The 21831-nt window shown below is 71.1% G+C and carries 20 protein-coding genes; 16 read left to right on the top strand and 4 right to left on the bottom strand.

The window, feature by feature from the left end; all coding sequences use genetic code 11:
- The first annotated feature begins 31 nt into the window (after positions 1–31).
- Entirely contained in the window at positions 32–1621 is a 1590-nt protein-coding gene (locus ACH4EB_RS12675) for an ABC transporter substrate-binding protein (protein WP_398347416.1), read from the top strand.
- 142 nt (positions 1622–1763) lie between these two features.
- On the opposite strand, the gene ACH4EB_RS12670 is transcribed toward ACH4EB_RS12675, so the two are convergent.
- A complete protein-coding gene (locus ACH4EB_RS12670; protein ID WP_398347415.1) occupies positions 1764–2435 on the bottom strand; it encodes a response regulator in 672 nt (223 codons plus the stop codon).
- A gap of 13 nt (positions 2436–2448) precedes the next feature.
- Positions 2449–3369, bottom strand: coding sequence for a RecB family exonuclease (locus ACH4EB_RS12665; protein WP_398347619.1), 921 nt, complete (start codon positions 3367–3369; stop codon positions 2449–2451).
- Between the two features lie 565 nt (positions 3370–3934).
- On the opposite strand from ACH4EB_RS12665, the gene ACH4EB_RS12660 reads away from it, so the two are divergent.
- The 3 genes from ACH4EB_RS12660 to ACH4EB_RS12650 all read left to right on the top strand — a co-directional run bounded on the left by ACH4EB_RS12660 (position 3935) and on the right by ACH4EB_RS12650 (position 7489).
- Positions 3935–5245 carry a site-2 protease family protein gene (locus ACH4EB_RS12660; RefSeq protein WP_398347414.1) on the top strand — a complete coding sequence of 437 codons (1311 nt, stop codon included), beginning with the start codon at positions 3935–3937 and terminating at the stop codon, positions 5243–5245.
- Positions 5246–5812: 567 nt separating this feature from the next.
- Positions 5813–6721 (top strand): tRNA (adenine-N1)-methyltransferase, encoded by a 909-nt coding sequence (locus ACH4EB_RS12655; protein ID WP_398347413.1) that lies wholly within the window; start codon positions 5813–5815, stop codon positions 6719–6721.
- 183 nt (positions 6722–6904) lie between these two features.
- Complete coding sequence (locus ACH4EB_RS12650; RefSeq protein WP_398347412.1) at positions 6905–7489, top strand: hypothetical protein; 585 nt, start codon at positions 6905–6907, stop codon at positions 7487–7489.
- A gap of 15 nt (positions 7490–7504) precedes the next feature.
- On the opposite strand, the gene ACH4EB_RS12645 is transcribed toward ACH4EB_RS12650, so the two are convergent.
- Positions 7505–7792, bottom strand: coding sequence for a ferredoxin (locus ACH4EB_RS12645; RefSeq protein ID WP_030017428.1), 288 nt, complete (start codon positions 7790–7792; stop codon positions 7505–7507).
- Positions 7793–8033: 241 nt separating this feature from the next.
- Here ACH4EB_RS12645 and arc point away from each other — a divergent pair, with 241 nt between their 5' ends.
- From arc to prcA, 6 genes are all read left to right on the top strand, one after another.
- Positions 8034–9800, top strand: a complete 1767-nt coding sequence (gene arc / locus ACH4EB_RS12640; protein ID WP_398347411.1) for a proteasome ATPase — start codon at positions 8034–8036, stop codon at positions 9798–9800.
- Positions 9801–10077: 277 nt separating this feature from the next.
- Complete coding sequence (dop, locus tag ACH4EB_RS12635) at positions 10078–11589, top strand: depupylase/deamidase Dop (protein WP_398347410.1); 1512 nt, start codon at positions 10078–10080, stop codon at positions 11587–11589.
- 179 nt (positions 11590–11768) lie between these two features.
- Complete coding sequence (locus tag ACH4EB_RS12630) at positions 11769–11987, top strand: ubiquitin-like protein Pup (protein WP_003981605.1); 219 nt, start codon at positions 11769–11771, stop codon at positions 11985–11987.
- A 33-nt stretch (positions 11988–12020) separates the two neighbouring features.
- On the top strand, positions 12021–12395 hold the full coding sequence (locus ACH4EB_RS12625) for an endonuclease domain-containing protein (protein WP_398347409.1): 375 nt from the start codon (positions 12021–12023) through the stop codon (positions 12393–12395).
- Positions 12376–13221, top strand: coding sequence for a proteasome subunit beta (gene prcB / locus ACH4EB_RS12620; protein ID WP_398347408.1), 846 nt, complete (start codon positions 12376–12378; stop codon positions 13219–13221). Before ACH4EB_RS12625 ends, prcB begins: the two co-directional genes overlap by 20 nt.
- 63 nt (positions 13222–13284) lie before the next feature.
- The gene (prcA, locus tag ACH4EB_RS12615) at positions 13285–14070 is read left to right on the top strand and encodes a proteasome subunit alpha (RefSeq protein WP_398347407.1); all 786 of its coding nucleotides are present in this window, start codon (positions 13285–13287) and stop codon (positions 14068–14070) included.
- 150 nt (positions 14071–14220) lie between these two features.
- Here the strand turns inward: prcA and ACH4EB_RS12610 are convergent, their stop codons facing one another.
- Positions 14221–15267, bottom strand: a complete 1047-nt coding sequence (locus tag ACH4EB_RS12610) for a LacI family DNA-binding transcriptional regulator (RefSeq protein WP_398347406.1) — start codon at positions 15265–15267, stop codon at positions 14221–14223.
- 121 nt (positions 15268–15388) lie between these two features.
- Between ACH4EB_RS12610 and ACH4EB_RS12605 the strand changes: the two genes are divergently transcribed.
- The 6 genes from ACH4EB_RS12605 (at position 15389) to ACH4EB_RS12580 (ending at position 21808) form a co-directional block, all read left to right on the top strand.
- A complete protein-coding gene (locus ACH4EB_RS12605; protein WP_398347405.1) occupies positions 15389–16657 on the top strand; it encodes an MFS transporter in 1269 nt (422 codons plus the stop codon).
- 9 nt (positions 16658–16666) lie between these two features.
- Complete coding sequence (gene pafA, locus ACH4EB_RS12600) at positions 16667–18028, top strand: Pup--protein ligase (RefSeq protein ID WP_030376106.1); 1362 nt, start codon at positions 16667–16669, stop codon at positions 18026–18028.
- A gap of 187 nt (positions 18029–18215) precedes the next feature.
- Positions 18216–19208: an FKBP-type peptidyl-prolyl cis-trans isomerase gene (locus ACH4EB_RS12595; protein ID WP_398347404.1), complete on the top strand. Its 993-nt coding sequence runs from the start codon at positions 18216–18218 to the stop codon at positions 19206–19208.
- A 57-nt stretch (positions 19209–19265) separates the two neighbouring features.
- Positions 19266–19640 (top strand): FKBP-type peptidyl-prolyl cis-trans isomerase, encoded by a 375-nt coding sequence (locus ACH4EB_RS12590; RefSeq protein ID WP_398347403.1) that lies wholly within the window; start codon positions 19266–19268, stop codon positions 19638–19640.
- A gap of 206 nt (positions 19641–19846) precedes the next feature.
- On the top strand, positions 19847–20836 hold the full coding sequence (locus ACH4EB_RS12585; RefSeq protein ID WP_398347402.1) for a helix-turn-helix transcriptional regulator: 990 nt from the start codon (positions 19847–19849) through the stop codon (positions 20834–20836).
- A 21-nt stretch (positions 20837–20857) separates the two neighbouring features.
- Entirely contained in the window at positions 20858–21808 is a 951-nt protein-coding gene (locus ACH4EB_RS12580; RefSeq protein ID WP_398347401.1) for a helix-turn-helix transcriptional regulator, read from the top strand.
- Positions 21809–21831 lie beyond the last annotated feature (23 nt).

The following is a 21831-nucleotide window of genomic DNA, read 5'->3' as shown; positions in this document are numbered from 1 at the left end:
AACCGCCTGGACGACTGTGAGGAACACGCACGTGAGGAAACGCGACCAGTGGCTCGCCGCACCGCTGGGGGCCGGGCTCGTCGCCGCCCTGCTCAGCGGCTGCGGAACCGGCGAGGGCGGGGACGCCGGGGCCGGGGAACCCGTGGCGATGGGCATGACCGACAAGATCGTCTCCACCGACCCCGCCGCCGGTTACGACCCGGTCTCCTGGCTGCTGTTCAGCAACGTCTTCCAGTCGTTGCTGAGCTTCCCCAGGGGCAGCACCACGCCCCAGCCCGAGGCCGCCGACTCCTGCGGCTTCGTCGAGGGCGGCAGCACCGTCTACAAGTGCACCCTCAAGGACGGGCTGAAGTTCAGCAACGGCAACAGCCTGACCTCCGAGGACGTCAAGTTCTCCTTCGACCGGATCAAGCGTATCGACGACAAGCGCGGCCCGGCCGTGATGTTCGCCGGCCTGGACAAGGTCGAGGCCCCCGACGACCGGACCGTCGTCTTCCGCCTCAAGGCCCCCGACGCGACCTTCCCCATGAAGATCGCCTCCGGTGCCGGCTCCATCGTCGACCACCGCGAGTACGCGCCCGACAAGCTGCGCACCGACGACAAGGCCGTCGGCTCCGGGGTCTACACCCTGAACGAGTACGACGCCTCCTCCGAAGCCGTCTTCGGCGTCAACGGCTCCTACAAGGGCCCCGCCAAGGTCAAGAACTCCGGCATGACCATGAAGTTCTTCACCAGCCAGGACAAGCTGAAGAAGGCCGTGCAGGACGGCTCCATCGACGTCGCCTACCGCGGCCTGGCCATGAAGGACATCGCCTCGCTGGACCAGGCGTCCGACCGCCACAAGCGCGGCGTCCAGGTCGTCGAGGGCAACAGCGCCGAGGTCATGCACCTGGTCTTCAACATGCGCGACCCGGTGGCCGGCAAGCTCGGCGTCCGCAAGGCCGTCGCGTACCTGCTGGACCGTTCCACGCTCGTCCGGGACGTCTACAAGCGCACCGCCGAACCGCTGTACTCGATCGTCCCCGCGGGCATCACCGGCCACAACTCGGCCTTCTTCGCCAACTACGGCGACCGGCCGCAGGCCGACAAGGCCGCCGCCGCCCTGCGCGAGGCCGGCTACAACAACAAGAAGGTGCCGCTCACCCTCTGGGCCACCCCCGACCGCTACGGCCCCGGCACCGTCCCGGCCTTCCAGGAGATCGCCCAGCAGCTCAACGCCAGCGGCCTCTTCGACGCCCGGGTCCAGAGCGTGCCCATCGAGGAGTTCGAGAAGGGCGTGGAAGCCGGGAAGTACGGCGCCTACGTCAAGGGCTGGGTGCCCGACTACCCGGACCCCGACAACTTCACCCAGCCGTTCTTCGGCAAGGACAACGTCCTGCGCAACAACTACGACGCCAAGCGGATCACCGGGAAGCTGCTGCCCGGCACCGCCGGCCAGCCCGACCGGCAGGCGACCAAGACCGCCTTCCGCGAGGTGCAGGACATCGTCGCCGAGGACCTGCCGGTCATCCCGGTGTGGCAGGGCAAGCAGTACGCCGTCGCCCGCGACAACATCGACGGCCTCCAGTGGACCCTGGACGCCTCCACGGTCTTCCGCTTCTGGGAACTCAAGAAGGGCTGACCCGCCCGCACCCGTACGGCGACGGCCCGCCACCGCCCCTCGTGGGAGCGGGGCGGGCCGCCCCCGTACCGTCCCGTCGGACACCCCGCCGCCGTGCGCTTGGCCGGTGGCAGGCCTCCGGCCGGGGCTTCGGCGCCGACGCCTACTGCGCGCCGGGCCGCACCAGGCCGCTCTCGTACGCGTACACCGCGGCCTGCACCCGGTCCCGCAGCCCCAGCTTCGTCAGCACATGCCCGACGTGCGTCTTGACCGTCGTCTCGCTCACGAACAGGTCCGCGGCGATCTCCGCGTTCGACAGGCCCCGCGCCACCAGCTTCAGCACCTCCACCTCACGCTCGGTGAGAGTGTGCAGCGTGTCCGGCACCGGCTCCTCACCCGTCGGCAGATGACCGGCGTACTTGTCCAGCAGCCGGCGCGTGATGCTCGGCGCCAGCATCGCCTCGCCCGCCGCCACCACCCGGATCGCCTGCACCAGCTCCTGGGCCGGCGCGTCCTTCAACAGGAAGCCGCTGGCCCCCGCGCGCAGCGCCTCGACCACGTACTCGTCCAGGTCGAAGGTGGTCAGCACCAGCACCTTCGCCGGGCCGTCCTTCGCCGGGCCGGTGATCTGCCGGGTCGCCTCGACCCCGTCCATCCGCGGCATCCGGATGTCCATCAGCACCACGTCGGGCTGCAACGCCCGCACCTGCTCCAGCGCCTGCAGACCGTCCCCGGCCTCGCCGACGACCGCGAGATCCTGCTCGGCCTCCAGAATCATCCGGAAACCGGTACGCAGCAGCGGCTGGTCGTCGACCAGCAGGACGCGGATTGCCACAGGAACTCCTTCGTTAGACCAGGCCCATTCTGCCCTGCCCCTCCCCGGACGCCGCCATGGGGAGAGCCCGGCCGGGCTCCGGGACCGGCAGCGGATACGGTGGGGGAGTACCGCCGAACTCCGGGCACACCGCCTGGTGGTCGCACCACCCGCACAGCTTCGTACGGCGCGGCCGCCAGTCACCGGTCTCCGTCGCCCGCTGGATGGCGTCCCACAGGGCCAGCAGCTTGCGCTCCACACCCCGCAGGTCCGCCTCGGTCGGGTCGTACGTCAGCACGTCACCACTGCCCAGGTACACGAGCTGCAGCCGCCGCGGCACCCGGCCGCGCAGCCGCCACATCACCAGCGCGTAGAACTTCATCTGGAACAGCGGACCGTCCGCGTACTCCGGGCGGGGAGCCTTGCCGGTCTTGTAGTCGACGAGCCGCACCTCACCCGTCGGCGCCACGTCCACCCGGTCGATGAAGCCGCGCAGCCGCAGCCCGGAGTCCAGCACCGTCTCCACATACAGCTCGCGGTCGGCGGGCTCCAGGCGCGTCGGGTCCTCCAGCGAGAACCACCGCTCCACCAGCGCCTCGGCGTCCGCCAGCCACGCCGCCAGCCGCTCACCCGACGGGTCGTCCTCGAACAGCCCGGCCAGCTCCGGCCGCTTCGCCAGCAGCTTCTCCCACTCGCCCGGCACCATCGAGCGCGCGCCGCCCGCCGTACGCTGCGCCGCCGGGGCGTCGAAGAGGCGCTCCAGCACCGCGTGCACCACCGTGCCGCGGGTCGCCGCGGGGCTCGGCTTCTCCGGCAGCTTGTCGATCACACGGAAGCGGTACAGCAGGGGGCACTGCATGAAGTCGCTCGCCCGCGACGGGGAGAGCGCCACGGGGCGAGCGGCGGGGAGGGGGGAAGCGGGCAGGGGAGCGGGGGCGTCGGGCTCGGTGGGGATGGTGACAGCGGTGCGGGCTTCGGCGGCAGTGTCTGGCGTTGCTGTCGTCGCTGGCGTTGCTGGCGTTGCTGTCGTTGCCGAAACCGTCGCTGTCGCCGTCGTCCCTGTCGCCGTCGTCGCCGGGGCCGTCCCGGTGTCCGCCGGGGCTCCGGGACCCTCGGCAGTCGCCGTCGCGGGCAGCAAAACTGCGGCGGACGTCACAGCTCCACCGGCCTCCCGGGCCACGCCCGCCTCCCCGGCCACGCCCGCCGGTCCGGCCGCCGGGGCCTCACCGGGCGCCCCGGCGGCCCGGGGCTCGCCGGTCGCCCCGCCCTGTCCGCCGTGACCGCCGTCCGCGGCGTCCGGCCCGGCCTCTTCGGTGCTCGTTCCCATGACACCCGACCCTACGGCCCGCCACTGACAGCTCCCGCAACCGAGGGATCACAATGGGAGACCGAGGCGGGGTGGCGCGAAGCGCTCCGCATACCATCGACGCCAGACCCCTTCGCCCGGCATGATCGACATGCCGTACCGGACAGAATCCGAAACGGACCGGAGCGAAGGCCGCAACCGACGAGGGGACGCCGTGGACGAGAGCGGGAAGCCGCAGGACCCTGAGGAGTCCGCGCACCCCCAACCGCCCAACCCGCCCGGACCGTCCGACCCGGCCCGCGCCGCCGGCCGCACGAGGCCGTCCGGGGGCCGCCCCTCCCAGCAGCGCCCGGCCAAGGACGGCCGGGGCAGGCGCACCGGCGGCGGCATCCTCATGGGCCGCCCCTTCGGCGTACCGGTCTACGTGGCGCCGAGCTGGTTCCTCGTCGCCGCCCTGATCACCTGGGTCTTCGGCGGCCAGCTCGAACGGGTCCTGCCGGAGCTGGGCGCCGCCCGCTACCTCGTCTCGCTCTTCTTCGCCGTCGCCTTCTACGCGTCGGTGCTCGTCCACGAGCTGGCGCACACCATCGCCGCGCTGCGCTTCAAGCTTCCGGTGCGCCGCATCCAGCTCCAGTTCTTCGGAGGCGTCTCCGAGATCGAGAAGGAGTCCGAGACGCCCGGCCGCGAGTTCGTCCTCGCCTTCGTGGGCCCGCTGCTCTCCCTCGTCCTCGCGGGCGTCTTCTACGGCGGGATGAAGGTGGTCGAGCCCGGCACCGTACCCGGCGTCCTGCTCGCCGGACTGATGATCTCCAACCTCATCGTCGCCGTCTTCAACCTGCTGCCCGGCCTCCCGCTCGACGGCGGCCGGATGCTCCGCGCCGTCGTGTGGAAGATCACCGGCAGGCCGATGACCGGCACCGTCGCCGCCGCCTGGGTCGGCCGCGCGCTCGCCATGGCCGTCCTGATCGGCCTGCCGCTGCTCACCCACACCGGCGCCCTGGGCAACGCCCCCACCGACCTCGGCGGTGCCGACTCGATCACCGACGCGCTGCTCGCCGCGATCCTCGCCGCGATCATCTGGACCGGCGCGGGCAACAGCCTGCGGATGGCGCGCCTGCGCGAACGCCTGCCGGATCTCCAGGCCCGCACCCTGACCCGGCGCGCCGTCCCGGTGGAGGCCGACACGCCGCTGTCCGAGGCCCTGCGCCGCGCCAACGACGCGGGCGCCCGCGCACTGGTCGTCGTGGACCGCGTGGGCCGGCCCACCGCCGTCGTCCGCGAGACCGCCATCGTCGGCGTCCCCGAGCACCGGCGCCCCTGGGTGGCCGTCAGCGGCCTCGCCCAGGACCTCAAGGACGGGATGCGGGTCTCCGCCGAACTGGCCGGCGAGGACCTCCTGGACTACCTGCGCGCCACCCCCGCCACCGAATACCTGGTGGTCGAGGAGACCGGCGAGATCTACGGCGTCCTGTCCACCGCCGACGTCGAACGCGCCTTCGTGGCCGCCATGGCCCGCCCGTCCTGACCCGGCCCGGCAGGCTTCCCGCCGGCCACTCCTGGGTAAGCCCCCGCTGGGGGGACGATCACGTTCGATTCGCCCCGTAGGGCGGCCGTCCGGGCCCCTCCCGGCCCCCCTCCCGGCCCCGCCCCGGCTCCGTTCCCGCCCCGGCTCCGTTCCCGCCCCGGCTCCGTTCCCGCCCCGGCTCCGTTCCCGCCCCGGCTCCGTTCCCGCCCCCCCATTCGCCCGGCCCCGCGGGCTTCCCGTCTGCCGCCCGTGGGTAAGCCCCCGCTGGGGGAACGATCACGTTCGATTCGCCCCGTAAGGCGGACGACGGCCCCGCCGCCCCGGCCGCCCACCCCCACCCCCGCACGCCCACACCCCCGCGAGCCCACCCCCACGGCCCCCACCCCGGCCGAGCCTCGGCTGACCCCGCACCGCCCCACCCCGGCCCGGCCGGCCCCCACCCGGCCGAGCCCCGGCCGGCCCCGCCCACCCGATCCCGCCGCCCCGCCTGGCCCCCTCCCGAGCCCGCCGCCCCGCCCCGCCCCCGCCCTGGTACGGAGCACCGTCCGCGCCCGGTAGGCTGGTCACATGTCCGAACCGACCGGTGCCGCCCGCCGTCGCGGGCCCTTCAAGGTCGGGGACCAGGTCCAGCTCACCGATCCCAAGGGACGCCACTACACGTTCACGCTCGAAGAGGGCAAGAGCTTCCACACCCACAAGGGAGCTTTCCCCCACGACGAGCTGATCGGCGCGCCCGAAGGCAGTGTTGTCCGTACCACCGGGAACGTCGCCTATCTAGCGCTGCGCCCGCTGCTCCCCGACTACGTCCTGTCCATGCCCCGCGGTGCCGCCGTGGTCTACCCCAAGGACGCGGGGCAGATCCTGGCGATGGCCGACATCTTCCCCGGCGCCCGCGTCGTCGAGGCGGGGGTGGGTTCCGGCTCGCTGAGCAGCTTCCTGCTGCGCGCCATCGGCGACCAGGGCATGCTGCACAGCTACGAGCGGCGCGCCGACTTCGCCGAGATCGCCACGCAGAACGTCGAGCGTTACTTCGGCGGTCCGCACCCGGCGTGGACGCTCACCGTCGGTGACCTCCAGGACAACCTCTCCGACACCGACGTCGACCGGGTCATCCTGGACATGCTCGCCCCCTGGGAGTGCCTGGAGGCCGTCTCCAAGGCGCTCGTCCCGGGCGGCATCCTGTGCGCGTACGTCGCCACCACCACGCAGTTGGCCCGCACCGTCGAGGCCATCCGGGAGCACGGCACCTTCAACGAGCCGTCGGCCTGGGAAACCATGGTCCGCACCTGGCACGTCGAGGGCCTCGCCGTCCGCCCCGACCACCGCATGATCGGCCACACCGGCTTCCTGCTCACCGCCCGCCGCCTGGCGGACGGCGTCGAGCCGCCGCTGCGCCGCCGCCGCCCGGCCAAGGGCGCGTACGGCGACGACTACACCGGTCCCGGCAGCTCCAGCGGGGGCGCGGAGCGCGGCTGACCCGCCCGCACACACCCCTCGAATCGTCCGGCGCCGCCGACGAGTTCCCGCCCGCCGGGAACCGTCGGCGGCGCCGCTTCGTTCCCCCGGGGGAGACCCTGCCCGAGTGTTCCCCGGCGGCCCACCCTGTGGAACGATGCTGGGCACTCCCACCGCCACAGCTCTTCACAGGAGTTACCCCGCGTGCAGCTCACGGCAGGCCAGGACCTCCCGCACACCCGCACCCGCGCCCTGCACTGGCTCGCCACCGCCGCCGCCCTCGCGGCGGTCGTCGCGGGCGCGTCCTTCGTCCAGCCCCCTGACGCCACGGCCACCACCGACGCCGCGCCCGGCGCCCGCGCGGCCGCCGGCCCGGCCCCCGATCCGCGCGCCGCCGCCTATCCGGTGGACTGCGGCCCGAACCGCCTCGACGTCGTCGACAGCGCCACCGGTGACCTGGACGGCGACGGCGGCCCCGAGACCGTCGCCGTGGTGCGCTGCCACACCGAGACGGGCACCCCGCCCAGCGGCGTGTACGTCCTCGCCCGCCCCACGACGGGCAAGGGCGCCCCGCGGGTCGCCGCGACCCTTCTCGCGCCCGCACAGCGGCGCAGCGTGGACGGCATCGCCGTACGCGGCGGTGTGGTCGCGGCGACACTCCTGGGCTACTCCTCGACCGGCGTGCCGCGCTGCTGCCCGGACGTACGCGAGCAGACCAAGTGGCAATGGAAAGGCGGGAAGTTCGTCCAGAGCGAACTTCCCGCCTCTTCCGACACCGAGGGTGTGTGATCCGTCACACTGGGTCTACTCCGCGTCCGGGCCGTAGACCTCCACCCGGTCCGCGACGCGGCGTACGTGAATGCAGTCACCCGGGCACTCCTTGGCGGAGTCCCGTACGTCGTTGAGCAGCGGCAGGGGGACGGGGGTGGTGGCCCCCTTGTCCTGGAGCAGCTCGTCGTCGGCGCTTTTCACATAAGCCAGACCGTCGATGTCGAGTTCGAAGACTTCCGGCGCGTACTGCGCACAGATGCCGTCGCCGGTGCAGAGGTCCTGGTCGATCCAGACCTCCAGTGCTTCGTCCTGCGCCGTCATCTCGCCTGCCGTTCCTGCGTACGTGAATCAAATGGGGCCCACCCTGACGGGTGTTGACCGTCTCGACGATACAACCGTCCGCTTTCTGATGTTGTTGGGTGGGTATCCCCCTGAGGTGAGGACGTGCGCAAGGGTGAAGATCGGACACACCCCGACAGTCTTTTCGATCTAGGGGTTTCAACCTGCACCGGCCCAGGTAGGGTCAGGAAGCGTCCAGCTCCCCTTGGAGGAGGTGAGGACCGTGGCAGCCCACGACGACGACATCAACCGCGGCATCCGGCCGGGGCGGGGGTCTGACGACCCTGCCGGCCAGGTTGCCTATCTCGAGCAGGAGATCGCCGTCCTGCGACGCAAGCTCGCCGACTCTCCGCGTCACACGAGGATTCTCGAAGAGCGGATCGTCGAGCTGCAGACCAACCTGGCTGGTGTGTCCGCTCAGAACGAGCGGCTCGCCAATACACTCCGTGAGGCCCGCGACCAGATCGTCGCACTCAAGGAGGAAGTCGACCGGCTCGCGCAGCCGCCGGCCGGCTTCGGTGTCTTCCTGCAGGCGAACGAGGACGGCACGGCAGACCTCTTCACCGGAGGCCGAAAACTCCGGGTGAACGTCAGCCCGAGCGTAGACCTGGATGAGCTGCGGCGTGGCCAGGAGGTCATGCTCAACGAGGCGCTCAACGTGGTCGAGGCCATGGAGTACGAGAACGCCGGGGACATCGTCACCCTCAAGGAGGTCCTTGAGGACGGCGAGCGCGCCCTGGTGATCGGGCACACCGACGAGGAGCGGGTGGTGAGGCTCGCCGAGCCGCTGCTGGACATCACCATCCGCCCCGGCGACGCCCTGCTCCTGGAGCCGCGCTCCGGCTATGTCTACGAGGTCATCCCCAAGAGCGAGGTCGAGGAGCTGGTCCTCGAAGAGGTCCCGGACATCGACTACACGAAGATCGGCGGTCTGGGCGGCCAGATCGAACTGATCCGCGACGCGGTCGAGCTTCCGTACCTCTACCCGGACCTGTTCAAGGAACACGAACTGCGCCCGCCCAAGGGCGTATTGCTCTATGGACCCCCCGGTTGCGGCAAGACGCTCATCGCCAAGGCGGTCGCCAACTCGCTCGCCAAGAAGGTCGCCGAGGTGACCGGCAAGCCGGCGGGCAAGAGCTTCTTCCTCAACATCAAGGGCCCCGAGCTGCTGAACAAGTACGTCGGTGAGACGGAGCGGCACATCCGCCTCGTCTTCCAGCGGGCCCGGGAGAAGGCGAGCGAGGGCACCCCCGTCATCGTCTTCTTCGACGAGATGGACTCCCTCTTCCGCACCCGCGGGTCCGGGGTCAGCTCGGACGTGGAGAACACCATCGTCCCCCAGTTGCTCTCCGAGATCGACGGCGTGGAGGGCCTGGAGAACGTCATCGTCATCGGTGCCTCGAACCGCGAGGACATGATCGACCCGGCGATCCTGCGCCCCGGCCGGCTGGACGTGAAGATCAAGATCGAGCGTCCGGACGCCGAGGCCGCCAAGGACATCTTCTCGAAGTACCTCACCGAGCGCCTGCCGCTGCACGCCGACGACCTCGGCGAGCACGGCGACTCCCGCAAGGCCGCGGTCAGCGCGATGATCCAGTCGGTCGTCGAGCAGATGTACGCGGAATCCGAGGAGAACCGCTTCCTGGAGGTCACCTACGCCAATGGTGACAAGGAAGTGCTGTACTTCAAGGACTTCAACTCCGGCGCGATGATCGAAAACATCGTCGGACGCGCCAAGAAGATGGCCATCAAGGCATTCCTCGAACACAACCAGAAGGGCCTTCGCGTCTCCCACCTGCTCCAGGCGTGCGTGGACGAGTTCAAGGAGAACGAGGACCTGCCCAACACCACCAACCCGGACGACTGGGCCCGCATCTCCGGCAAGAAGGGTGAGCGGATCGTTTACATCCGCACCCTGGTCACCGGCAAGCAGGGCGCGGACACCGGCCGCTCCATCGACACGGTGGCGAATACCGGCCAATACCTGTAACACCGTCGACCGGCTGCGGATGTCCTGCACGGGGCGTCCGCAGCCGGACGCATTTCCGGGGTCACGGGGGTGATCCCCCGGAAGGCGGCGACGGAGCAGGTGAAAACCGGACTGGAGCAATGACTGTAATGATCTCCCCAGCGCCGCAAAGGCGTTCTAGGCTCTTCGGTACCGCCGCGTCACGCACTGCGGAAGCGGGGGCCGCACACGGACCGGAAGCGCAGCGGTACTTGAGCGCCGACCCCATCCGGGGGCGCCGCCGGGCAAGGAGGGCCGCATGACCGTACGGCGAGTAATGGGAATCGAGACGGAGTACGGGATCTCCGTCCCCGGCCACCCGAACGCCAATGCCATGCTCACCTCGTCCCAGGTCGTCAACGCGTACGCGGCGGCGATGCACCGGGCGCGACGCGCCCGCTGGGACTTCGAGGAGGAGAACCCGCTGCGGGACGCCCGAGGCTTCGACCTCGCCCGCGAGAACGCCGACGCCAGCCAGCTCACCGACGAGGACATCGGGCTGGCCAATGTGATCCTCACCAACGGGGCACGCCTGTACGTCGACCACGCGCATCCGGAGTACAGCTCGCCGGAGGTCACCAACCCGCGCGACGCGGTGCTCTGGGACAAGGCCGGCGAGCGGATCATGGCCGAGGCCGCCGAGCGCGCGGCCCAGGTCCCCGGCGCCCAGCCCATCCACCTCTACAAGAACAACACCGACAACAAGGGCGCCTCCTACGGCACGCACGAGAACTACCTGATGAAGCGGGAGACCCCGTTCTCCGACATCGTGCGCCATCTGACGCCCTTCTTCGTCTCCCGCCAGGTCTACGCCGGCGCCGGCCGCGTCGGCATCGGACAGGACGGCCACGAGCACGGCTTCCAGATCAGCCAGCGCGCCGACTACTTCGAGGTCGAGGTCGGCCTGGAGACCACTCTCAAGCGGCCCATCATCAACACCCGCGACGAGCCGCACTCCGACGCCGAGAAGTACCGCAGGCTGCATGTGATCATCGGGGACGCGAACCTCTCCGAGGTCTCCACGTACCTCAAGCTGGGCACGACCGCGCTGGTCCTGTCCATGATCGAGGACGGCTTCATCGCCGTCGACCTCGCCGTCGACCAGCCTGTACGCGCCCTCCACCAGGTCTCCCACGACCCCTCGCTGCGGCATCTGATCACGCTGCGCAGTGGCCGGACCCTGACTGCCGTACAACTCCAGATGGAGTACTTCGAGCTGGCGCGCAAGTACGTGGAGGACCGGCTCGGCGCGGACGCCGACGAGCAGACCAAGGATGTCCTGGCCCGCTGGGAGGACGTACTGGGGCGCCTGGAGCACGACCCGATGAGCCTGTCCGGTGAGCTGGACTGGGTGGCCAAGCGGGAGCTGATGGAGGGCTACCGGCGCCGGGACGGCGTGGAGTGGGACGCGGCCCGGCTCCACCTCGTCGACCTCCAGTACGCCGACGTACGGGCCGACAAGGGCCTCTACAACCGCCTGGCGGCCCGCGGCAAGATGAAGCGCCTGCTGACCGACGCCGAGGTCGCGCGGGCGGCCCAGGCGCCGCCGGAGGACACCCGGGCGTACTTCCGCGGCCGGTGCCTGGAGCAGTACGCGGACGACGTGGCGGCGGCCTCCTGGGACTCGGTGATCTTCGATCTGCCGGGCCGTGACTCTCTGCAACGGGTACCGACGCTGGAACCGCTGCGGGGCACCCGCAATCACGTCAAAGAGCTGCTCGACCGGTGCCGTACGGCCGAGGAGCTGGTGCGGGTCCTGTCCGGAGGGTGACCGGACGCCCGATCCGGGCCCCCGATCCGGGGCTGAAATGTTCTCCGGGCGGGAATCATCGGGGTGACTCCCGGACGTTGTACGAAGACGACGAAGAACAGGGCCGATGTCAGACCTTGCTTGTAGGGTCTGATCTTGACAGTCACATCGAGCGGGGCGAACCGAGCGGGGTGAGGGACATGGCGACCAAGGACACCGGCGGCGGACAGCAGAAGGCGACGCGTTCGACCGAGGAGGTCGAGGAGCAGTCGCAGGACGCGCAGGCCGCGGACGATCTCAAGGAGCGGCAGGAGAAGCTGTCGGACGACGTCGACTCCGTGCTGGACGAGATCGACGACGTGCTTGAAGAGAACGCCGAGGATTTCGTGCGGTCGTTCGTGCAAAAGGGCGGACAGTAACGGGGCGCCGGATCCCGTCGGCAGCCGGGGGGCGTGCGGGCGCGGCGGGGCACCGTCGCGCACGCCGTGCGCCCGGTCCGGCGCGACGGGGTCCGGCTCCGGCTCCGGGGGGTGCGGCCGCCCAGGCCGCCGCGCGCTCCCGGCGCCGCCGGTACGCGCTCGTCGAGCGCGTACGGACAGACCGTCCCGGGCGTCGGCGCACGATGGCGGGGGCCGGAGGGCGAAGGCCGCCGCAGTCGTCGTCCCGTCCGTTCCCGCGTGCATGTGGATCATGACCGCAGGACAGGTAAGGTCCGGGACGTACTGTGCTTGAGCTGCAACGCAGCGCTGGGCCAATTCAAGGATCGGCCGGACGCCTTGGGACGGCCGAATATCCGGAAGGAAACGTGTGGAAGCCAACACTCGTAACGCCGGGCATCTACCTGCTGCCTTCCTGACGCCCGGGTCCTCGTCGTTCATGGACTTCCTCGGGGACCACGCGCCGGAGCTGCTGCCGGGCCGTCGCCCGCCGCTGCCCGTGCAGGGCGCCGTCGAGGCGCCGCACGGCACGACGATCGTCGCGGCGTCGTTCCCCGGCGGCGCGGTGCTCGCCGGTGACCGCCGCGCGACGATGGGCAACGTCATCGCGCAGCGCGACATCGAGAAGGTCTTTCCGGCCGACGAGTACTCGGCCGTCGGCATCGCCGGCACGGCCGGTCTCGCGGTCGAGATGGTCAAGCTCTTCCAGTTGGAGCTGGAGCACTTCGAGAAGGTCGAGGGCGCCCAACTCTCCCTGGAGGGCAAGGCGAACCGCCTCTCGACGATGATCCGCGGCAACCTCGGCATGGCCATGCAGGGCCTGGCCGTGGTGCCGCTGTTCGCCGGCTGGGACGTGGACCGCGAAAAGGGCCGCATCTTCTCGTACGACGTGACCGGCGGGCGCTCGGAGGAGCACGGCTTCGCCTCGACGGGATCCGGCTCGGTCTTCGCGCGCGGCGCCCTCAAGAAGCTCTACCGCGACGACTTCACGGAGAACCAGGCCGCCACGGCCGTGGTCCAGGCGCTGTACGACGCCGCGGACGACGACTCGGCGACCGGCGGCCCCGACATGGCCCGCCGGATCTACCCGATCGTCACGGTGATCACCGAAGAGGGCTTCAAGCGCTACACCGAGGCCGAGGTGTCGGAGATCGCCCGTGCCATTCACGAGCGGCGGCTCGACGAGCCCGACGGCCCGCGCGCCGCGCTGCTCTGAGGACGGGAGTCCGTCATGCACGCGCCACTGAGAGAGTCATTGACAGAAAGGGACGGATAGCCGGTGTCGACGCCGTTCTATGTCTCACCCCAGCAGGCCATGGCCGACCGGGCGGAGTACGCCCGCAAGGGCATCGCGCGCGGCCGCAGCGTCGTGGTGCTGCAGTACGCCGACGGCGTGGTCTTCGTCGCCGAGAATCCCTCCCGGGCCCTGCACAAGGTCAGCGAGATCTATGACCGCATCGCCTTCGCGGCGGTCGGCAAGTACAACGAGTTCGAGAATCTGCGCATCGGCGGCGTGCGCTACGCCGACCTGCGCGGCTATACCTACGACCGCGCGGACGTGACCGCGCGCGGCCTTGCCAATGTTTACGCCCAGACGCTCGGCTCGATCTTCTCCAGCGCCGCCGAGAAGCCCTACGAGGTCGAGCTGATCGTCGCGGAGGTCGGCAACGCCCCCGAGGACGACCAGATCTACCGGCTGCCGCATGACGGTTCGATCGTGGATGAGCACGGATCGGTCGCGGTGGGCGGCAACGCCGATCAGATCAGCAGTTACCTCGATCAGCGGCACCGCGACGGCATGACGCTGGGCGAGGCGCTGAAGCTGGCCGTCGAGTCGCTCTCGCGCGACAACAACGGCGGTGAACGCCCCCTGGTCGCCGATCAGTTGGAGGTCGCGACCCTGGACCGTACGCGTCCGCAGCAGCGGAAGTTCAAGCGGATCCTGGGCCGTCAACTCTCCCGGCTGCTGGAGGAGAACGGCGCCGCCGCCTCCGAGGGAGACACGGACGAGGCGTCGGACTCCGAGGACACGTCCGGTCCCGAGGGCGGTTCCGCCACGTCGTGACGCGACGCGGGCGGCGTACGCGGTGCCGTAGTCGCCCCCGTGGCGGACGCGCCGGTCCGCGCGGACACGGGCCTCGACGCGCCCCGGTGGGTACTCACCCGCCGGGGCGCGCCGCGTTCCGGGCCGCGCGTCCGGCGCGGCCGCGGTCGGCTACGGCGGCGGCGCCGTCGAGCCGCGGACGAGCAGGTCGACGGGCAGGGTGACGGGCGCCGGCACCCGGCCGTCCAGGGCCGCCATCAGGGCGCGCATGCCGGCCGCACCGACCTCCTCGGCAGGCAGCCGTACGGTCGTCAGTTCCGGCTCCACGGCCCTGGCCAGCGCCAGGTCGTCGATACCGGTGACGGAGACGTCCTCGGGCACCCGCAGCCCCAGCCGGCGCGCGGCCTTGCAGGCGCCGGCCGCCAGGAGGTCGTCGTCGCACAGGAGGGCGGTCGGGCGGGAGCCCGGCCGGGTCAGGGCGGCGTGGGCCGCGTGCAGACCGGCTTCCACGCTGAGCGCGGCGGGCTCGGTGCGCACGTCGATGTCCGGGACGCCGCGCAGCGTCTCGGCGAGCGCGTCGGACCGTACGTGAAAGGTCCAGGAGTCGATGGCCGCGGCGAGGTGGGTGATGCGGCGGTGGCCCAGGGCGAGCAGGTGCGCGGCGAGCCGCCGGACCCCGTCGGCGATGTCGGGATTGACCGTCGCGGTGGCCTGGGCGTCGTCCGGGTCGCTGTCGAGCATGACCAGCGGCAGCTCCTCGCCGCGCATGGCGGTCAGGGCGTCGGTGGCCATGGAGGAGGCGATGACGCCGTCCAGCGCCGCGCGCGCCGAGCCGAAGGGGTCGCGGGCCGGGCCGATCCCCTCGGGCGAGGGGTACAGCACGACCCCGAAGCCGTGGTCGGCGGCGACGCGGGCCGCGCCGGTGTAGACGCGGGCGAAGTACTCGCTGGTCAGGGCGGGAACGACGAGCAGGGCGGTACGGGTGTGGCCCGTCCGCAGGCTGCGTGCGGCGAGGTTGGGGCGGTAGCCGAGGTCGCGGGCGGCGGTGCGTACCGCGTCGGCCTTGTGCGGTGAGACACGGCCGCGCCACTTGTCTCCGAGGACCAGGGAGACGGCGGCCTGCGAGACCCCGGCGGCGCGGGCGACGTCGCGGCTGGTGACGCGGGGTGCGGCGGCCGTGCCGGGGCGTGCTGCTGTCGGGTGCTCGTGGGCGGTCACCGGGGCCGGGCTCCTCGCGTCGTACGTCGCGGTATGGACCCGCGGGTTGTGCCCATGGTACGTATGACGCCCTACGTTATACGTAACACTTCCTGGTCGAGCCAGGGGAAAAGGGGCGGGCATGGCCGCTGGATACGCGGAGCTGCTGGGGACGCGCCACGCGGCCCGGCTGCTGGCCGGAACGCTGGTCGGCCGGTTGCCGAACGCGACCGGACCGCTCGCCGTCGTGCTCTTCACCCGCGCCGAGGGCGGCGGCTACGTCCTCGCGGGCGCGCTCTCCGCCGTGTACGGCGTGTGCAACGCGATCGGCCAGCCGCTCCTGGGGCGGGCGGTGGACGTGTACGGGCAGCCGCGCGTGATGCTGCCCTCGGCCGTGGTCTCCGCCCTGGGCATGGCGCTGCTGGCGGTCGTCGGCCTCGACCCGCTGCCCGTGGCGTACGCGGCCATGGTGATCGCCGGATTCTTCACACCGCCGCTGGAGGGCGGGCTGCGGGCGCTGTGGCCGGGGGTGCTCAAGCGCGCGGACCGGGTGCACGCCGCGTACGCGCTGGACGCGGTGGCGCAGGAAGTGCTGTTCGCGGTGGGCCCGTTGCTGGTGACGACGTGTGTGGCGCTCTGGTCGGAGCGGTGGGCGCTGCTGGTGATCAACGTGCTCGGCGTGCTCGGCGCGCTCTCCGTGGTCGCCTCCCCGCCCTCGCGCCGGTGGCGCAGCGCGCCGCGCGAGGCGCACTGGCTCGGGGCCCTGCGGTCGTCCGGGATGCTGGTGCTGATCGCCGCGTTCTTCTTCGTCGGGCTGGCGCTGGGCTCGATCGCGGTGGCGGCGGTCGCGTACGCCGACGAGCACGGCGGCGGCATGGTCTCCAGTTACCTGCTGTCCGCCCTCGGGGTCGGCGCGCTCCTGGGCGGGGTGGTGTACGGGGCGCGGCAGTGGCCGGGGCACCCGGAGAACCGGCTGCGGCTGCTGGTGGCGCTGCTCGCGCTGGGGTACCTGCCGCTGGTGCTGACGCCGGGTGTGGTGGGGATGACTGTACTGACGGGCGTGGCCGGGGTGTTCCTGGCACCCTCGCTGGCGTGCGCGTTCGTGGTCGTGGACGGGCACGCGCCCAGGGGGACGGTCACCGAGGCGTTCTCCTGGCTGGTGACGACGTTCGGGGTCGGGTCCGCGCTGGGGATGACGGTGGTCGGGCCCGCGGTGGAGCGGGGCGGTCCGGCCGCCGGGTTCGCCGTGGCCGGTGCGGGCGGGGTGGCCGCGCTGCTCGTATTGGTGTCGACAAAGCGCTTTCTTTCCCCTGGTGGGCGCGATGCCGTGTGCGGTGCTGTGCGGGCCACGGCGGAAAATGATCGAAACGAGGCCGCCCAACCCGGTTTCAGAGCAGGCCATCAGGCGTAATGTTCAGTCATGGACCGCCGCATTTTCGGGCTGGAGAACGAGTACGGCGTCACGTGCACGTTCAGGGGACAGCGCCGACTGTCTCCTGACGAGGTGGCGCGGTACCTCTTCCGCCGTGTCGTGTCATGGGGCCGCAGCAGCAATGTCTTCCTGCGGAACGGCGCCCGCCTGTACCTGGACGTGGGATCGCACCCGGAATACGCAACCCCCGAGTGCGACAACGTGACCGAACTGGTCACCCACGACAAGGCCGGTGAGCGCATTCTCGAAGGTCTGCTGGTCGACGCCGAGCGCCGCCTGCACGAGGAGGGAATCGCGGGCGACGTCTATCTCTTCAAGAACAACACCGATTCCGCCGGAAACTCCTATGGTTGCCACGAAAACTATCTCGTGGCCCGGCACGGGGAGTTCTCCCGGCTCGCGGACATTCTCATTCCGTTCCTGGTGACCCGTCAGCTCCTGTGCGGCGCGGGCAAGGTCCTGCAGACCCCGCGCGGGGCCGTCTACTGCGTGAGCCAGCGCGCCGAGCACATCTGGGAGGGCGTCTCCTCGGCGACGACCCGCTCCCGCCCGATCATCAACACCCGTGACGAGCCGCACGCCGACGCGGAGCGCTACCGCCGGCTCCACGTCATCGTCGGCGACTCCAACATGTCCGAGACGACCATGCTGCTGAAGGTCGGCGCCACCGATCTCGTACTGCGCATGATCGAGGCCGGCACGGTCATGCGCGACCTGACGCTGGAGAACCCGATCCGGGCCATCCGCGAAGTCAGCCACGACATCACCGGCCAGCGCAAGGTGCGGCTGGCCAGCGGCCGGGAGGCGTCGGCCCTGGAGGTCCAGCAGGAGTACTACGAGAAGGCGGTGGACTTCTGCGAGCGGCGCGGTATCCGCACGGGCATGGTCGAGCGGGTCCTGGAATTGTGGGGCCGTACGCTCGAAGCCGTACGTGAACAGGATCTCGACCGGATCGACACCGAGATCGACTGGGTGATGAAGTACAAGCTCATCGAGCGCTACCGGGCCAAGAACAACATCACCATGTCGCATCCGCGGGTGGCGCAGATAGACCTCGCGTATCACGACATCCACCGCCGCCGGGGGCTTTACTACCTCCTGGAGCGCAAGGGGCAGGCGGCCCGTATCTGCAACGACCTGAAGATCTTCGAGGGTAAGTCGGTGCCGCCGCAGACCACCCGGGCGCGGCTGCGCGGTGACTTCATCCGCCGGGCGCAGGAGCAGCGCCGCGATTTCACCGTCGACTGGGTGCACCTGAAGCTCAACGACCAGGCGCAGCGCACCGTGCTGTGCAAGGACCCGTTCCGGTCCGTGGACGACCGGGTGGAAAAGCTGATCGCCGGGATGTGAGTCCGGTTCGTCACCGTTTCCGGTGGGTCACCGGATTCGGTGACGGCCGGACGTGGCAGTGCCGGGAGCGCCCCCGCTCCCGGCACTTCGCTGTATTCGGCGTTGCGTTGCTCATGGAAATTCAGTCGGGTTCAGGTCGTAGAGTGGCGGCACTGCCCACCCACCCCACGACCCCGAGTTGGACTTCATGAACCTCACGAAGAACACCCGCCGCGCCGCCGCCGCGGCGCTGACCGTGCCTCTCCTGCTGTTCACCGCCGCCTGTGGGTCCGATGACGGCAAGGGTTCGTCGGCCGCCGCGGTCGCCAAGGTGGAGGGGAAGCCCGGGGAGCAGCCCAAGATCACCGTACCGAAGGACGCCAAGGCGCCCGGCGAGATGGTCACCACGACGCTGACCGAGGGCAAGGGCGCGACGGTCAAGAAGGGCGACTACGTCCGCCTGGACTTCGCGGCGCAGACCATGAAGACCGGCCAGAATCTCGGCAGCACCTGGACCAAGCAGCCCGGCGCGGACGCGAAGGCGCCGCGGCTGCAGGTCGTCGGCGAGGTCAGCGACCAGCCGACCCAGCAGCAGTTGCCGCAGAAGGTGATGGAGGCGGTGGCGGGCCAGAAGGTCGGCAGCCGCTTCGAGGTCGACGGCACCGCCAAGCAGCTCATCGGCGACAACCTCAACCCGCGGTCCGGCGTCAAGCCGGAGGACGGCCTGGTGTGGGTCGTGGACGTGGTCGGAGCGGGCAAGGCGGACAAGAAGGGCAAGTCCGAGGGCGAGCAGGCGGCGCCGGAGGACGGCATGCCCGAGGTGAAGGCGGAGGGCGAGAAGGCCGCGTCGATCACCATCCCCAAGGGGGAGAAGGCGCCCACCGACCTCAAGGAGCAGGTGCTGATCAAGGGCAAGGGCCCGAAGGTCAAGGCCGGTGACGGGCTGGTCGCGCAGTACACGGGCGTGAAGTGGGAGGACGGCAAGAAGTTCGACTCCTCCTGGGACCACGGCGGGGCCACCGCCTTCCAGATCGGCACCGGTGCCGTCGTCAAGGGCTGGGACCAGGCACTGGTCGGCAAGAACGTCGGTGACCGGGTGGAGATCGTGATCCCGCCGAAGCTGGGCTACGGCGCGAACCCGCAGAGCGAGCTGGCGAAGAACACCCTCGTGTTCAGCGTCGACATCGTCGGCACCGTCTGAGCATGATCTGCCAGACTGTGCACGTAGCAGTACAGATTCTTTCGTAGGAGCACTCTCGTGAACATCGACAAGCCCGAGATCGACTTCCCCGAGGGCCCGGTCCCCGCCGATCTGGAGATCGTGGACCTGTGGGAGGGAGACGGGCCGGTCGCCAAGGCCGGGGACTTCGTCAAGGTCCACTATGTCGGGGTCGCCTACAGCTCCGGCGAGGAGTTCGACGCGAGCTGGAACCGCGGCAAGCCGCTGGAGTTCCAGCTCGGTGCCGGCCAGGTCATCCCCGGCTGGGACCGGGGCGTACAGGGCATGAAGGTCGGCGGCCGCCGCCGGCTGACCATCCCCCCGCACCTGGCGTACGGCGACCAGGGCGCCGGTGGCGGCCGTATCGCGCCGGGCGAGACGCTGATCTTCGTCTGTGACCTGATCTCCGTCTGACGACGACGGCAGCCGGCCGCGGCACAGCGGCGGCCGGCGCGCACCGAGGGCCCGCGCCGGGTGGCGCGGGCCCTCGCCCTTCTCCGCCCGGCGCCCGCGGCCCCGCCGCCCGGGCACCCGCCCGTCGCGGTCCGGACCCTCGGCTTTGCCGCAGGTCCCCGGAGCGGTACGGTCATCGGTCGGGAGTCCGACAAGAAAGGGCGTCGATGGCCATTGCCAAGGCCGAGCGGCTGATGAATCTGGCGCTGTGCCTGCTGGGTACCCGTCGCCCGCTGACCAAACGTGAACTGCGGTCCTCCATCGAGGCGTACGTGGAGACGTTCGGCACCGGGGACGCCGGCCCGGGCAGCGACGACTCCTTCAACCGGATGTTCGAGCGCGACAAGGACGACCTGCGCGAACTGGGCCTGGTCATCGAGACCGTCGAAGGACTGGACGGCGAGACCGGCTACCTCGCACGCCGGGACAGCAACCGCCTCCCCCCGATCACCCTGGACGCCGCCGAGGCCGCCGCCCTGGGCCTGGCCGCCAAGATCTGGCAGCAGGCCCGGCTGGCCGGCGCCGCCAGCGGCGCCCTGCAGAAACTGCGTGCGGCCGGTGTGCCCTTCCAGGACGACGACTCCTTCGAGGCGCAGCAGCCGCACAGCGCCCTCGAACCCCGCATCCCCGCCCACGAAGCCGCCTTCGAGCCGCTGATGCTCGCCTGCCGCGACCGCCGGCCCGTCGTCTTCGACTACCGCAAGTCCAACGCCGCCCGCCCCGAGCAGCGGCAGGTGGAACCGTGGATACTGGAGTGCTGGCGCGGTCACTGGTACCTCGCCGGCTGGGACCGCGAGCGGCAGGCCGAACGGGTCTTCCGGCTCTCCCGCATCACCGGCAAGGTCCGCTCCCGGCAGGGGAAGTTCACCGCCGAGGTGCCCGACCACGTCACGGTCCGCGAGACGGTGGAGAGCTGGGCGGGCGAGACCGCCACCGGCACCGCCCGCATCAGACTGCGCACCGACCACGGCTACCCGCTGCGCGCCCGCGCGCTGAGCATCCGTGAGCTGGGCGACGGCTGGGACGAGCTGGAGATCCCGTACGGGCACGGACTCGACGCCTGGCTGGTCGAGTTCGGCCCCGACGTGGTCGTACTGGAACCCGCCGACCTGCGGGCCGATGTCGTGGACCGGCTGCGCGCCGTGGCCAAGGGCTGAGAGGGACGGAACACACACTCCATGGCCACCAACGCCATCGACCAGACCCGGCGGATGCTGTCGCTGGTCACCTACCTGCGCGAGCGCCCCGGCGCCCGGGTCTCCGACGTCGCCCGCGCCTTCGGCATCTCCGAGGACGAGCTGATCGCCGACCTCGACGTCCTGCCGATGTGCGGGACGAGCTTCCGCGGCGGCGACCTGCTCGACATCGACACCGACGGCGACCGCATCTGGTGGCACAACCCCGACGACGTCGCCGAGCCGCTGCGGCTGGCCGCCGACGAGGCGACCGCCCTGCTGGTCGCGGCCCGCGCCGTGGCCACCCTGCCCGGCCTGCGCGAAGGCGACCGGCAGGCGCTGCTGCGCGCCACCGCCAAGCTGGAGGCCGCGGCGGGCGAGGCGGCCGGCGCCAGCTCCCGGGTGTCGGTCACCTTCGAGTCGGAGGGCGGCGTCTTCGCCGACGTCGACCGGGCGATCGCCGAACGGCGTCGGCTGTGGCTGCGCTACTACTCGCCCGCGCGCGACGAGCTGACCGAGCGCGAGGTGGACCCGATCCGGCTGTTCGCGGTCGGCCACACCTACGTCGAGGCCTGGTGCCGGCTCTCGGAGGCCCGCCGTACTTTCCGGCTCGACCGGGTCGCCGAGATCAAACTGCTGGACGCCCCCGCCGACCCGCCGCCCATCGAACTGCGCGACCTGTCCGAGGGGCTGGTGCAGCCCGCCGCCGAGGACCCCGAGGTGGTCATCGAGGTGGCGCCCGGCGGGCGCTGGGTGGCCGAGTACTACCCGCACGACAGCGCCGAGGAGCTGCCGGACGGCGGACTGCGCATCACCCTGCGCACCCCCGAGCCCGCCTCGCTGCGGCGGCTGGCGCTGCGCCTGGGCCGGGACGGCCGGATCGTCTCGCCGCAGGCGCTCGCCGACAGCGCGCGGCTGGCGTCCCAGCAGGCCCTCGCCGCGTACGGCGGGTAGCGCGCGAAAGGGCGGGCGGCAAC

Source organism: Streptomyces sp. NPDC018045 (genome assembly GCF_044327445.1).
Lineage (GTDB): Bacteria > Actinomycetota > Actinomycetes > Streptomycetales > Streptomycetaceae > Streptomyces.
The sequence above is the reverse complement of the archived record's forward strand: the minus strand, read 5'-3'. Positions and strand labels throughout refer to the sequence as shown.

Bases quoted from the DNA above. Each gene is read 5' to 3' on its own strand.
- ACH4EB_RS12605 (WP_398347405.1), top strand. From the start codon at position 15,389: ATGGCCGCTGGATACGCGGAGCTGCTGGGGACGCGCCACGCGGCCCGG.
- ACH4EB_RS12630 (WP_003981605.1), top strand. From the start codon at position 11,769: ATGGCGACCAAGGACACCGGCGGCGGACAGCAGAAGGCGACGCGTTCG.
- ACH4EB_RS12655 (WP_398347413.1), top strand. From the start codon at position 5,813: ATGTCCGAACCGACCGGTGCCGCCCGCCGTCGCGGGCCCTTCAAGGTC.
- ACH4EB_RS12595 (WP_398347404.1), top strand. From the start codon at position 18,216: ATGAACCTCACGAAGAACACCCGCCGCGCCGCCGCCGCGGCGCTGACC.
- pafA (WP_030376106.1), top strand. From the start codon at position 16,667: ATGGACCGCCGCATTTTCGGGCTGGAGAACGAGTACGGCGTCACGTGC.
- ACH4EB_RS12580 (WP_398347401.1), top strand. From the start codon at position 20,858: ATGGCCACCAACGCCATCGACCAGACCCGGCGGATGCTGTCGCTGGTC.
- ACH4EB_RS12585 (WP_398347402.1), top strand. From the start codon at position 19,847: ATGGCCATTGCCAAGGCCGAGCGGCTGATGAATCTGGCGCTGTGCCTG.
- dop (WP_398347410.1), top strand. From the start codon at position 10,078: ATGACCGTACGGCGAGTAATGGGAATCGAGACGGAGTACGGGATCTCC.
- ACH4EB_RS12645 (WP_030017428.1), bottom strand. From the start codon at position 7,792: ATGACGGCGCAGGACGAAGCACTGGAGGTCTGGATCGACCAGGACCTC.